Annotated in this window: 11 protein-coding genes and 2 riboswitches; of the genes, 7 read left to right on the top strand and 4 right to left on the bottom strand. The window is 63.4% G+C overall.

The window, feature by feature from the left end; all coding sequences use genetic code 11:
* The first annotated feature begins 61 nt into the window (after positions 1-61).
* The 5 genes from MSG32_RS00800 to thiC all read left to right on the top strand — a co-directional run bounded on the left by MSG32_RS00800 (position 62) and on the right by thiC (position 6,908).
* A complete protein-coding gene (locus tag MSG32_RS00800) occupies positions 62-1,441 on the top strand; it encodes a PQQ-dependent sugar dehydrogenase (RefSeq protein WP_248376950.1) in 1,380 nt (459 codons plus the stop codon).
* 517 nt (positions 1,442-1,958) lie between these two features.
* Positions 1,959-2,669, top strand: coding sequence for a TIGR04283 family arsenosugar biosynthesis glycosyltransferase (locus MSG32_RS00795; RefSeq protein ID WP_054555564.1), 711 nt, complete (start codon positions 1,959-1,961; stop codon positions 2,667-2,669).
* 16 nt (positions 2,670-2,685) lie between these two features.
* Positions 2,686-3,387, top strand: a complete 702-nt coding sequence (locus tag MSG32_RS00790) for a TIGR04282 family arsenosugar biosynthesis glycosyltransferase (RefSeq protein WP_248376948.1) — start codon at positions 2,686-2,688, stop codon at positions 3,385-3,387.
* Positions 3,388-3,540: 153 nt separating this feature from the next.
* Positions 3,541-3,667: riboswitch (TPP riboswitch) on the top strand.
* Between the two features lie 146 nt (positions 3,668-3,813).
* Positions 3,814-4,473, top strand: a complete 660-nt coding sequence (gene tenA, locus MSG32_RS00785) for a thiaminase II (RefSeq protein ID WP_043331406.1) — start codon at positions 3,814-3,816, stop codon at positions 4,471-4,473.
* A 158-nt stretch (positions 4,474-4,631) separates the two neighbouring features.
* Positions 4,632-4,772, top strand: a riboswitch (TPP riboswitch).
* Between the two features lie 126 nt (positions 4,773-4,898).
* Positions 4,899-6,908, top strand: coding sequence for a phosphomethylpyrimidine synthase ThiC (thiC, locus tag MSG32_RS00780; RefSeq protein WP_248376947.1), 2,010 nt, complete (start codon positions 4,899-4,901; stop codon positions 6,906-6,908).
* Between the two features lie 129 nt (positions 6,909-7,037).
* On the opposite strand, the gene MSG32_RS00775 is transcribed toward thiC, so the two are convergent.
* The 4 genes from MSG32_RS00775 to MSG32_RS00760 all read right to left on the bottom strand — a co-directional run bounded on the left by MSG32_RS00775 (position 7,038) and on the right by MSG32_RS00760 (position 11,085).
* Positions 7,038-7,316 (bottom strand): peptidylprolyl isomerase, encoded by a 279-nt coding sequence (locus tag MSG32_RS00775; protein ID WP_043331408.1) that lies wholly within the window; start codon positions 7,314-7,316, stop codon positions 7,038-7,040.
* Between the two features lie 200 nt (positions 7,317-7,516).
* Positions 7,517-7,885, bottom strand: coding sequence for a phasin family protein (locus tag MSG32_RS00770; RefSeq protein ID WP_043331409.1), 369 nt, complete (start codon positions 7,883-7,885; stop codon positions 7,517-7,519).
* Positions 7,886-8,352: 467 nt separating this feature from the next.
* The gene (locus tag MSG32_RS00765; protein WP_248376945.1) at positions 8,353-9,648 is read right to left on the bottom strand and encodes a nuclease-related domain-containing protein; all 1,296 of its coding nucleotides are present in this window, start codon (positions 9,646-9,648) and stop codon (positions 8,353-8,355) included.
* Positions 9,649-9,777: 129 nt separating this feature from the next.
* Positions 9,778-11,085 (bottom strand): GNAT family N-acetyltransferase, encoded by a 1,308-nt coding sequence (locus MSG32_RS00760; protein ID WP_248376942.1) that lies wholly within the window; start codon positions 11,083-11,085, stop codon positions 9,778-9,780.
* Positions 11,086-11,335: 250 nt separating this feature from the next.
* Here MSG32_RS00760 and MSG32_RS00755 point away from each other — a divergent pair, with 250 nt between their 5' ends.
* Both MSG32_RS00755 and pncB read left to right on the top strand, forming a co-directional pair.
* Positions 11,336-11,578 carry a DUF4190 domain-containing protein gene (locus MSG32_RS00755; RefSeq protein WP_054555740.1) on the top strand — a complete coding sequence of 81 codons (243 nt, stop codon included), beginning with the start codon at positions 11,336-11,338 and terminating at the stop codon, positions 11,576-11,578.
* Positions 11,579-11,737: 159 nt separating this feature from the next.
* Complete coding sequence (gene pncB, locus MSG32_RS00750; protein WP_248376940.1) at positions 11,738-12,910, top strand: nicotinate phosphoribosyltransferase; 1,173 nt, start codon at positions 11,738-11,740, stop codon at positions 12,908-12,910.
* The last annotated feature ends 122 nt before the right edge of the window (positions 12,911-13,032 follow it).

The following is a 13,032-nucleotide window of genomic DNA, read 5'->3' as shown; positions in this document are numbered from 1 at the left end:
TGGCGCAACAGGCCATCAGCTCCCAGACTGAATGCGCATGGCTCAATGACAGGAGGCAAGGATGCCGATCGAGACTCACACCGCTCACGTCGCTCACACCGCTCACCTCACAAGTGGCGCATCGCCCCGGCGCCCCTCCCTGTCCCGGGCGGTATCGACACGCCTGCCGGCACGCCTGATGACAGGCTTGGCGACAAGTGTGGCAACAAGAGTGACGGCACGTCTGGTCGCAAGTGCCGCGGCGGCCTGTCTCGCATTGTCTCTGCCAGCCCAGGCAGAGACAGGCACTTCTTCACTGTTGTTGGTGAGCGCTCAGCAAGTGCCCAGTGATGCCCCTGCGCTCAAGCTGCCTGAGGGCGCCACGCTCGAGCGGCTGGCCTCGCTCGACAGTCCACGCATGCTGCACCTCACTGATGCTGGCGAACTGCTGATCGGCTCGCGGGCCGAGCGTGTCTATCGCGCTCAGCTGACGCCGGACGGCAGCCTCTCTGCCGTGAAGACGCTGGTCGAACTGTCGGGCTACCCTCACTCGCTGGTGGTGCGCGGTGACAAGCTCTATGTCGCGACCACTGCAGCCTTGCTGGTCGCCGACTATTCACACGGCGAGTCTCTCACCCGCGATGACTTTCGTGAGCTGATCGCCCTGCCCGGCGGCGGTGGCCATAACTCGCGCACCTTGAGTCTCGGGCCGGATGGTGGCCTCTATCTGGCGCTGGGCATCCAGGGCAATTGCTCGAATCAATACCTTGCAGGCAGCGAGCAGGGCTACTCCTTCAGTGAACGCCGCGGCGGCGTGCTGCGCCTTGAGGAATCCGGCGATGCCCCGCACTGGCAGCCCTGGGCCAGCGGGCTGCGCAACCCGGTAGGCCTCGCCTGGCAGCCAGGTAGGGAAGATGAGCCGCGTCTGCTGGCCACCAACAACGGGCCCGACCACTGGGGCTATGAGCAACCTAGCGAGCTGGTGGTCGCAGCCCGCGAAGGCAGCTTCCATGGCATGCCCTGGTATCAGTGGATCGATGGCAACTGGCAGGCGGATGACTGCATCACGAACGATTCACCGCGCGAGCGTGACGAGATTGAGCCGCCACTGGCCGAGATCCCCGCTCGCAGTGCACCAATGGGAATCGCGGTGGTACCGCCAGAGCATCCATTGTCTTCTGACATGGATGTCGTGGTGGCAGTCCACGGCAGCTGGGGCACGGCGCCCTCCGGCAACGCCGCGGGTGACCCGGCCAGCCGCCGTGAGCCTCGCCTGCTGGGCCTCAAGCTGGCGACGCCAGACACTGAAGCACGCCTGGTGCCAGTGCTGACCGGCCTGCAGGACAGCAGCAGCGGTCAGCGCTGGATTCGCCCGCTCGATGTCCTGTTCGGCCCTGATGGCAGCCTGTACTTCACCTCGGATAGCGGCGCGGATGGCCTCTATCGCCTCACCTTCGATTGATGGCCTGACCTCCAGCAGAACGGGCTTTTGGTAATCGAGGCCCTGGCCCTTATTCACGCGCTCTCTCCAAGCCCTCTTGTCCAAGCACTCTCTTCAGGCTCTCTTTCCAGGAGCTGCTTGGCAGAGGGCCTATGGAGAGGGCCTATAAATAGGGCCGATGAATGCAGCGCTTGCCTGCTACAGATACTGAAAACCTGTCTTGCATGCCCCGCCTGCGAATTACAGGAATGTAGTCCTGTGCCCTCGCATGCACCCAATGGCCAGCTAGGCATTGTGTGGCCATGGAGCGACACTGGGTAGACGCCAAGCGTTTATTGAACGATGACGCGCTGATAGAGCGTATCTTGCCCGTGCATCCAGCCTACGAACTCCTGCGTATGATCCAACGAATACGCCATCGTCGGAGCCTGCCGCCATGAACCAGCAGCCACCCCCAGCATCACGGACGCCCGCCAACCGGGACTCCCTGTCGAGCACATGCACGCACCTGACGCGCGCTCCCTGGCTGAGCATCGTGATGCCGGTGCATGACGAGGCAGCCGGCATCGTGCAAACCCTGATTGCCCTGAGTCGCCTGCGCGCGGGCGGGGACTGTGAAGTGATCGTGGTGGATGGTGGCTCGACGGATGGCACCCCCTCACTGGCCCGACCGCTGTGTGATGCCGTGCTGAGCAGTGAACCGGGCCGGGCACGCCAGATGAATGCCGGAGCCGCGCGTGCACGCGGAGAATGGCTGCTGTTTCTGCACGCCGATACCGACTTGCCCGACAATGCGCTGGCATTGCTCAAGGAGGCCGTCACGACGCATCGCCGCAGCGACTGGGGCCGCTTCGATGTCAGCATCAAGGGCGAGTCGCCGTGGTTACCGATGATCGCTGCCATGATGAATCTGCGCTCGCGGCTGACCAGCATCAGCACGGGCGACCAGACCCAGTTCGTGCAGCGCTCGACCTTCGAGGCCATCGGCGGCTTTGCCGACATGCCATTGATGGAAGATATCTGGCTGAGTGCCCAGCTCAAGCATCTGACCCCGCCAATGAACCTGACGGCGCGCGTCACGACCAGTGGTCGACGCTGGGAGACCCACGGCGTCTGGCGCACCATCGTCAAGATGTGGGGACTGCGGCTGGCGGCCTGGTGTGGCGTCTCCCCTGCACGCCTGGCACGTCTCTACGGCTATCGCGCCGCGGCGCAGGCCTGTGAGCAGCGCGGCATGCCCCATGCGTGATACGGCGTTGCCTACCTTGCCCACAGCTTATGCCGCGTCAGAGGTGCGCCCGACTCTCATCATCTTCGGTCGCCTGCCCATCGCCGGCCACTGCAAGACACGCCTGATCCCCGCACTCGGCCCCGAGGGCGCAGCTCGACTCTATGCGCGGATGCTGAGCCATATCGTTGACCACGCCTGCGCCGCGCGCCTCGGCAAGGTCGTGGTGATGCTGACGGCCTCTGCCGAGTCGTCGAGTCAGGCACCTGAACAGGCGGCTTTGCGGGCAGCGCTGGAAGCCCGGCTGCGAAGCGTTGTCGATGCCTCTGCCGACCTCACCTTCGAGGCACAGCCGCAGGGGGAGCTCGGTGAGCGAATGTCCCGGGCCATGGCCCGACATCTGCCCGAGGGGCCGGTGTTGCTGATGGGCTCCGACCTGCCGGCGCTGGACAGCCAGCGGCTGCGCGAGGCAGCCCACAGACTGCGCACTCACGACGCGGTGCTGCAGCCCACCGACGATGGCGGCTATGGCTTGATTGGCCTCAAGGCGCCCTGCCCGCAAGCCTTCCTGCTGCCCCGCTGGTGCCATGCCCATGTTTGCCGGGACACTCTGGCGCTGCTGGCACGGGCGGGGAGAACGGCCGCTTGCCTGCCGATCAGCTGGGATGTCGATGAGCCACGTGACCTTGCGCGACTGGCGCGCCACCTGCCGGCACTCATGGCCGACCTTGCCGCTTGAGACTTTCCATGAACCCGCTCACGGCTTTCTACAAACCCGCTTGAGGCTCTTCACACGTTCGGCATGCCTCCCAAAGTCGTATGCATTTTTGCTCACACTGCCCTTCTTCTGCGCTGCAGGGCTGTTACACTCGCTGCATCGTGACTCATATGTCACAGCTTGACGGGGTGCCGGTAAGACCGGCTGAGATGTCATGCGCAGGCGATGTCCTTGCGTGAATGACGATCCCGCCGAACCTGATCCGGCTAGTACCGGCGTAGGGATCAAGCGCGAAGCGATGCCACTCGATATCGTCACCACTTTCTCACGGTGACTGTCGGCACCTCCCCCGCTTTTCCCCTGCTCCTGTTCCGGTACTGGCCATGCTTGCGCCAGAGACCTGTCGCCCCATCACGGGTCGTCAGCACGCTCACCGAGGGATGCGTCATGCCTAGTTTCAACGACCTGACCAGTGCCTGCGCCGAGGAATGGCGTGACTATCTCGAGCACGACTTCGTTCGCCAGCTGGGCGAAGGTCGTCTGCCGGAGGAGTCCTTCCGCCATTACCTGCAGCAGGACTACCTGTTCCTGATCCACTTCGCACGTGCCTGGGCGCTGGCCGCCTACAAGAGCCGCACCCTCGCGGAGCTGCGTCAGGCCACGGCCAGTCTCGACACCATCCTCAATACCGAGCTCGATCTGCATATCGGCTACTGCAGCGAGTGGGGCATCAGCGAGGATGACCTGAGCGAGCTGCCGGAATCCCGCGCTACCCTGGCCTATACCCGTTACGTGCTCGATTGCGGCCAGCGCGGCGACCTGCTCGATCTGCACGTGGCGCTCGCGCCCTGCCTGATCGGCTACGGCGAGATCGCCGAGTGGCTGCTCGATCAGGACACCACCGAGATCGAGAACAATCCGTACGCGGACTGGATCGCGATGTACTCAAGCGATGACTTCAAGGAAGCCGTCGAAGCCGAACGTGAATGGCTGGATGCGCGACTCTCGGAAGTCTCGGAGCGCCGACTGGGTGAACTGGTCGATGTCTTCCGGGACGCCACGCGACTCGAGATCGACTTCTGGCAGATGGGCCTCGATCGCGCTTGAGGCATGACAGACTGACGTCCCGGCGCTCGCCATGAGCCGCTCGGGATGACGCCATCCTCCGTGGATGGCATGGCTGACAGGCCAACAGAGCCTGGATGCGAGAATGCTCCCCGTGGCAAGCCTGACGCTTCGGGCAACACCCTCGCATTGAAATCTGAACACGCTTGACGGGGTGCCGGTGGAACCGGCTGAGATCCTGCATGCATGCTTCGCCGCCCTGACGCGCGAGCTTGCCAGCAAGGGGTCCCGTGGAACCTGAACCGGTTAGGACCGGCGTAGGAATCAAGCTGATGGCCAGCCGCTGCGCGCGGCCGCCTCGCTCCCGGGCCACCTGTTGGCAAGGAGTCGGCGACGACCATCCTCTCCCTGCGCACGGTCTTCCCATGATGACGTCAGCCGTGACGTCGCCCTTTGAGGAGACCTGCATGAGCACTGCCCCGACGACACAAGACCCGCAAACCACCAACGCCGCCGAGTCACCGCTCGCCTCGCAGCCTGAGGCTGCCCCCAAGGCACGCGCGCGTGCCGGTCGCAAGGATGGCAGCCGCCACCTCGCCAGCGAAGCACAGGTCGACGCCGCCGCCATCGCGCCGCTGAGCGGCTCGCGCAAGATCTATATCGAAGGCTCCCGTCCGGACATCCGCGTGCCCATGCGCGAGATCGGCTGCTCGCCGACCCAGACCTCCAGCGGCCTGGAAGAGAACCCGCCGATCGTCGTCTACGATACCTCCGGCCCCTACACCGATCCGGCGGTCGAGATCGACATCCGCCGGGGCCTGGCGCCGCTGCGCGAGCAGTGGATCGAGGAACGCGGTGATACCGAACAGCTCAATCAACTGAGCAGTGAATATGGCCGCGTGCGCCAGGCCGACCTGCGCCTGTCGTCCCTGCGCTTCGAGCTGGACCACCGCCCGCGTCGCGCCCTGCCGGGCAAGAATGTCACCCAGCTGCACTACGCGCGCCAGGGCATCATCACCCCCGAGATGGAATACATCGCGATTCGCGAGAATCAGCGTCGTATCGCGCTGCGTGAGGAATATCAGGGCAGCGAATCCGTCGAGAGCATTCTGGGCCACCAGCACCCGGGCCACAGCTTCGGCGCCAACCTGCCCGACGAGATCACCGCCGAATTCGTGCGTGAGGAAGTCGCGCGCGGCCGCGCGATCATTCCCGCCAACATCAATCACCCGGAAAGCGAGCCGATGATCATCGGTCGCAACTTCCTGGTGAAGGTCAACGGCAACCTGGGTAACTCGGCGGTCACCTCCTCCATCGAGGAAGAGGTCGACAAGATGACCTGGGCGATCCGCTGGGGTTCCGACACCGTGATGGACCTCTCGACAGGCGCCAACATCCACGAGACCCGTGAATGGATTCTGCGCAATTCTCCCGTGCCCATCGGCACGGTGCCGATCTATCAGGCGCTGGAGAAGGTCGATGGCGTGGCCGAGAACCTCGATTGGGAGATCTTCCGCGACACGCTGATCGAGCAGGCCGAGCAAGGCGTCGACTACTTCACCATCCACGCCGGCGTCCTGCTGCGCTATGTGCCACTGACCGCCAGCCGCGTGACCGGCATCGTCTCGCGCGGCGGCTCGATCATGGCCAAGTGGTGTCTGGCGCATCACGAGGAAAGCTTCCTCTATCGCCACTTCGAGGACATCTGCGAGATCTGCAAGGCCTACGACATCAGCCTGTCACTGGGCGATGGCCTGCGCCCGGGCTCGGTGGCCGATGCCAATGACGCCGCCCAGTTCGGTGAGCTCGAGACGCTCGGCGAGCTGACGAAGATCGCCTGGCAGCACGATGTCCAGGTCATGATCGAAGGCCCGGGTCACGTGCCGATGCACCTGATCAAGGAGAACATGGACAAGCAGCTCAGCGAGTGTGACGAGGCGCCCTTCTACACCCTCGGCCCGCTGACCACCGACATCGCCCCGGGCTACGACCACATCACCTCCGGCATCGGCGCCGCGATGATCGGCTGGTTCGGCTGCGCCATGCTCTGCTACGTGACCCCCAAGGAGCACCTGGGCCTGCCCAACAAGGACGACGTCAAGACCGGCATCATCACCTACAAGATCGCCGCACATGCCGCCGATCTGGCCAAGGGCCATCCGGGCGCGCAACGCCGTGACAATGCGCTCTCAAAGGCACGCTTCGAGTTCCGCTGGGAAGACCAGTTCAATCTGGGCCTGGACCCGGACACCGCGCGCAGCTTCCACGACGAGACGCTGCCCAAGGACTCGGCCAAGGTCGCCCACTTCTGCTCCATGTGCGGGCCGAAGTTCTGCTCGATGAAGATCACCCAGGAAGTGCGTGATTACGCCAACGAACATGGCCTGACCGGCGATGCCGACAGCGTGATGGCCGGCATGCAGGAGCAGGCCGACAAGTTCAAGCGTGAAGGCAGCCAGCTCTATCAGGAGGTGTAGGCAAGCGCCTGACACACAGGAAGGATGACTTTCCGAGCGACACAAAAAACGCCCCGACCAGTGATGGTCGGGGCGTTTTCGTCACATCCTGCCAAACGCTCATGACATCTCATGAGCGTGACAGAAGGCTCACGTGCGGCTGGTGACTTCCAGCAGGTGATAACCGAACTGGGTCTTCACCGGGCCCTGAACCGTGTTGATCGGGGCGCTGAACACGACTTCGTCGAATTCCTTGACCATCATGCCCGGGCCGAAGGCGCCCAGGTCGCCGCCACTGCGGCCGGACGGGCAGGAGGAGTGCTCGCGAGCGGCATCAGCGAAATCGCGGCCGTTCTCGATTTCGGTCTTGAGAGCTGCACACTGTTCTTCGCTGGAAACGAGAATATGACGCGCTGTGGCCTGTGCCATGTCTATCACCTGTCACTGATCGAATAAATGCCGCCGGCAATCACCGGCGGCGTGGCAGGTCATTGTGGCCCAAGGCAGCGCTCGCCGCTAGCGTCGCGCGCCTCCCCACCTGCTCAGCGATGCTCCAGACACGCGAACGCCCATCCGGAAGACCGGATGGGCGTTGGGGACGCTCGCCTGAGAGCGTCGGCAGCAGTCGCTTACTTGGCGACTTTCTGCATGGCCTCGGAGGCGGACTTGGCGTTGCTTTCTGCCAGTTCCTGACCTTTCTTGGCGTATTCCTGGTTCAGCTCGACCACTTTCTGGGTGTCGTTCTGCAGCTTCTCGCCCAGAGTCTTGACGGTTTCCTGCTGCTCCTTGACGAAGTTCTTCAGACCTTCGCTGTCCTTGATCTCGAGCATGGAACGCGCCTGGGTCAGGGAAGCATCAGCATAGGACTTGGTCAGTTCCATCTGTGCGCCGATCAGCTTCTCGCTGTAATCGATGCTCAGGGCGCTGAACGCACGCAGCGGAGACAGGAACATATCGTCGAACTGCTGAGCGGACTTCTCGAAGTTGGCATTGAACATGTAGGCACCCTCCAGGGTATTGGCATCACGCTGAAATGAACCGGAGCGTTGCTCCGTTCGGTTATCAGGACTGAACCGGGCTGGTGCACCGTAGTGACCGAGCCATCATTATCAAGCCGTCACTATCAAGCCGTCGCGGTCAGATAGTGCTATCGACCAGGTTCCATCCTCGCTGCAACGCAGCATAAGACAGTCTTTGTTGCACTGCAACATCAAAAACATCGCAACGACTGATCTGTACGCCCTGGTTGATGCAGTTGCTTGATTGCACTGGAGAAAAACAATCAGAAGTCGAAAAGAAAATTGACGTCCTGGGCTCCCGTCACGCTCTGCACCACGCCCTGGAACGCCAGACTGGGCCTAAGTGCTGGGCCATAGGGCTGAGAGGATAGAGGGCTAGGACAGAGGGCTGAGACAGAAGCCTGAAGCTGAAAGGCTGAACTTGAGGAGAGCGCCGTGCTGCTGCCTCACTGGCATGAGGCGTCGCGACAGCGTTTGCAGAGCAGACGCCCGCCCAGCGCGCGTGCCTGATCTGCCTGGCGACAGAAGTCGACACTCTGGGTGGAAAGCCATCGCCGACAGCCCTGGCAGCGCGGCAAGCCTTCCTCATCCTGCGACGGGGCGGAAGACGCGCCCTGCTGATTGTCGGCCGCAGCCCCCGGCTGCTCGCCTGCCGCCTGCGGGCTCGCGGGGCCTTCTCGGCTATCCTGATCCAGAGTCTGGTGCCCGGGCTGCCAGTGCGCGGCCTGCAGCCCTCGGCCCCCAAAACCGCACTGCCGTTTCAGGGCAGCCGTAGATGTCACGCCACGCTGGACCGCCAGCGTCGTGTCATCCGACGCCCCTTCCATGTCATCGGACTCTGCCGCCATGGCAGCGCTATCGCCTGAGGCCCGCGCCAGTTCTTCAGGCGATAGCGGCGGTTGCCATAGATAGGCCAGCGGGGATACCTGAGTGGCAGCGTCGCCATCCGTCGCGCGCGTGCCAGCGGCCAGGCCCAGCTCCGCCACCCAATCCGTATTGGGGGCCACATGCTGGGTCGCGATGGCGCGCCCCAGCTGGCGCAGGCGTCGCTGATCGAGGCGGTGGGTAAAACTGCGCAGCCGTGTCACGTAAGCGGTCTTGCCGCTCACCTGCAGGCACTGACGCTTGAGGCGCGCGAAGGACAGCAGCGCACGACTGTCCACGATATCTTCCGGCGGCCGACTGACCTGAGCCGCATCAGCCACCACGATGCGATAGCGTAATTGCGGCTGCAGGGTCATCCCCAGGCGCACAGGCAACAACGAGGAGGCCTCCAGCCATTGCACGATGGCGCGGCTACGCTCAGGGATCGTCTGCAAGGGACACGGCGTCACGGCATGTGCCATGACGCCATCTTCGCCAGAGGGTGTCTCGCTCCCCTGCGCGACTCGCCCGCCATGGGCCAACAGCTCACCGAAGGGAGTGATCGAGAGCGTCAAATCAAAACAGGAGGCATCCAGCACCCAGACCTGCATGAGGCTGTTGATCAGCAGGTGATCGATCTCGATCACGCCCTCTGCCTGCGCCAGACGCACATCATGCAGAACGACCCAATCATCCCGCGTCCCCAACAAGGCATCCAGCTGGCTTGCCAGCGCACGGCGACGCGCCTGACGGGCACGTATCGCACGCAGGGCCTCCAGCACCTTGTGGCGCTCTGGCGCGGCAAGCGCAGCATCCTGCGCCAGCACCTCGAGCACCAGCAGGTCGTATTCCCGTGAATCGCAGTCCTTGATCAGCATGGGCGCCTCTGGATTAGAGCATTCATATATAACTCAGTGTAGTGCTCTATTCGCAATCTTTCTTGCCTCTGACTCCGCGGGAGAATCCGCCAGCGGATAGCGGATTGCAGTGACGAAGGCTGAGGGTCATCACTCCTGCGCTGGCTGGGGCGCGGCCTCCCGATAAGGCAGCATTGCCGTCACCTGCTGACGGGCCTTGCTGAGCCAGCGTGCCTCCTCCTCGACCGCCTCTGCCACCGCCTCCTGAAGCCCGGGATGCATCAGCCAATGCAGCGACCCAGTGGCATACGCCGCGAAACCGCGGCTGATCTTGTGCTCACCCTGGGTGCCGGGATCGAAGCGCTTGAGCCCTCGCTGCAGGCAGAATTCGAGCCCCTGGTAATAGCAGACCTCGAAGTGCAGACAGTCGGCATGGACTTCGCTGCCCCACCAACGACCATATAGGCAATCACTGCCGATCAGACACAAGGCTGCCGCCACCGGCGCGCCCTGCTCATCACGCGCCTGCACCAGCAGCAACCGCTCGGGCATGCTGCGCCTGAGCTGCTGGAAGAAATCGAGCGGCAGATAAGGGCGCTGGCCGCGCTCGAGATAGGTCATGCAGTAGCAACGGTAGAAGGCCTCGATGTCATCAGGGCCAATCTGCGCCCCCTCGAGCCTGGCCAGCGTGAAGCCTTGCTCGGCGACCTTGCGCCGCTCGCGACGGATCTCCTTGCGCCGTTTGGAGCGCAGACTCTCAAGCCAGGTGGCAAAGTCCGGCTCGCCGCGTGACTGCCAGTGATATTGCATCCCGGGACGCGAAATCAGCTCCGGAATCGCCGCCTGCCAGTCTTGCCGCTCCTGTGCCGAGACAAACAGCAGATGAAACCCGCTGTGCTCATAACGACGCAGCGCGCTACCCGGCTCAGCCGCGGGCGTGATGCCGGCCTTGAGATGCGGCCACAACCACTCAAGCAAGGCACGTCGGGCTGCGGGCGACGCCAACTGCGGCGAGGTGACAAGGCGTGGGCCATCGCTGGGAGTGAACGGCACGGCAGTCAACTGCTTGGGATAATAGCGCCCACCGGCCTGCTCCAGGGCCTCCGCCCACTGCTGGTCGAACACATATTCGCCGCGCGAGTGCAGCTTGAGATAGCGCAGCAGCCCCGCCAGCAAGCGGCCGTCGGCGTCTCGCACTACCAGATGGGCAGGATGCCAACCACTGGCGGCGCTGGCCGCACCGCAGCTTTCCAGCGCGCTCAGATAGGCATGCTGCAGGAAGGGATAGTCATCGCCTGCCAGCGCATTCCATTCACTGGCGGTGAGAGCGTCAAGGGAATCCAGCACCTCCAGGCGCCAGCCCTGCTTCTGTGCGGCATCTGCGGCGCTCGCAGCCTGCTGCTGGTCTGTTACCGACCCTGTCGCCGCCTCATCCTCTGCCTGCCATTGCCCTGTCACCGTACTCTCCTCATAGTCTTGCCATGCCCACCACTGGTGCAGACATGCCGCACATCCCAGGACATGCTAGTGTGTCGTCATGATGCAGGACAACGAGACCCACATGACAGAGACTCCCACGCCGCCCGACGACACGTCCACGAGCGGCTCACAGACCCCGGGGCGCGCTCAAGAGTCATCGCAAGGGCCCTCTCAAGGGCCTTATGCACCGACCCCGCCCGCGCAGGACACCCATGCCAGCACGAATCTCATGGCAGTGGCCGCCTTTGCCCTGAGCGTGCTCGGCTGCCTGCTCGCGCCTGCGGCACTCGGCGGCGTCGTGTGTGGCCACATTGCGCGCAGCCAGATCCGCCGCAGTGGCGAAGCCGGTGACAGCTGGGCCCTGGCCGGACTGATTCTCGGCTACCTGCTGATCGCCCTGTCGCTGGCCGGCCTGCTGATGTTCGGCGGCATGATGCTGACCATGTTCGGCATCATGGCCTTCAGCACCTGACCAGCGCCTGGGCACTCCGGCTTGAACGTGCAGCGCGCCTGCACGGATAATGCGTCGACATTGCTTCCCCGTGCCAGCGGGGCATGCCTGCCTCTCGCAGCGCCTGCCCTGCCAGCGATTCCGGTTCCCCCGAGCCGCCTTGATACTGAGCGAGCCTCGATGTTGTACTCGATTCTCGATAATGATTTCTACAAGTTCACCATGCAGAACGCCGTGGTGAAACTGTTTCCGTATGCGCGTGCTCGCTACGCCTTCATCAACCGTGGCGAGCATTCGTTCCCGCCGGGGTTCGGCGAGGCCTTGCGCATCGCGGTAGACAACATGGCCGAACTGGCATTGAGCGTGGAAGAGAAATGCTTCCTCGAGCTTCACTGCCCCTTCCTGGACCCGACCTACCGCGACTTCCTGGCGGGCTTCCGCTTCGATCCCTCCGAAATCACCATCACCCAGACCGGTGATGAGCTGGAGGTGCATATCGAAGGCTACTGGTATCGCACCATCCTGTGGGAAGTCCCGCTGATGGCGATGATCAGCGAGCTCTGGTATCAGCTGGGCGGAGATCAACGCGACAGCGATCAGACCCTGCGCGACAGCACCCTGGCCAAGATCGAGCACTACAAGCGTCTCGGCATCCGCGTGGCGGAATTCGGCACTCGTCGTCGGCACTCCTACGATGTGCACGACAAGGTGGTCGCGGGTCTCAAGGACCACGGCCGCGGCTGCTTCATCGGCACCAGCAACGTGCACATGGCGCAGCGCCACGGCATCAAGCCGATCGGCACGCACGCCCATGAGTGGTTCATGTTTCATGCCGCGCGCTTCGGCTTCAAGATGGCCAACATTCTGGCGCTGGAGAACTGGGTCAAGGTCTATCGCGGTGACCTGGGGATCGCCCTGTCTGACACCTTCACCAGCCAGGCCTTCTTCAAGAGCTTCGACAAGAAGTTCGCCAAGCTGTTTGACGGCGTGCGTCACGACAGTGGTGACCCCATCGACTTCGCCGAGACCACCATCCGTCACTATGAGTCACTGGGCATCGACCCCAAGACCAAGACCATCGTGTTCTCCGATGGTCTGGACACCGACAAGGTCGATCGCATCGTGCGCTACTGCGCCGGGCGTATCGGCATGTCATTCGGCATCGGCACCAACTTCACCAATGATGTCGGCCCGCAGCCGATGAACATGGTGATCAAGATGACCGAAGCCCGCCCCGAGGGACAGGAGTGGGTGCCGGTGATCAAGCTGTCGGATGTCTCGAGCAAACACACCGGCGACCCCGACATGATTCGTCTGGCGCACCAGGTGCTGTCGCTCAAGGAGCTGGATTGAAGCGCGCTCAGCGATCGCTGAACGCCTTGCCATGGCCTCCTGCCAGAGACCTTGAAACAGGCTCATGAAATAGCTGCTAGAAAAAGCCCCATGAAAAAGCCCGCCCGGAAACTTCCCGGGCG

The sequence above is a fragment of the Cobetia sp. 1CM21F genome, assembly GCF_023161745.1.
Classification (GTDB): Bacteria; Pseudomonadota; Gammaproteobacteria; order Pseudomonadales; family Halomonadaceae; genus Cobetia; species Cobetia amphilecti.
This window is presented reverse-complemented; position numbering and strand designations above follow the sequence as displayed.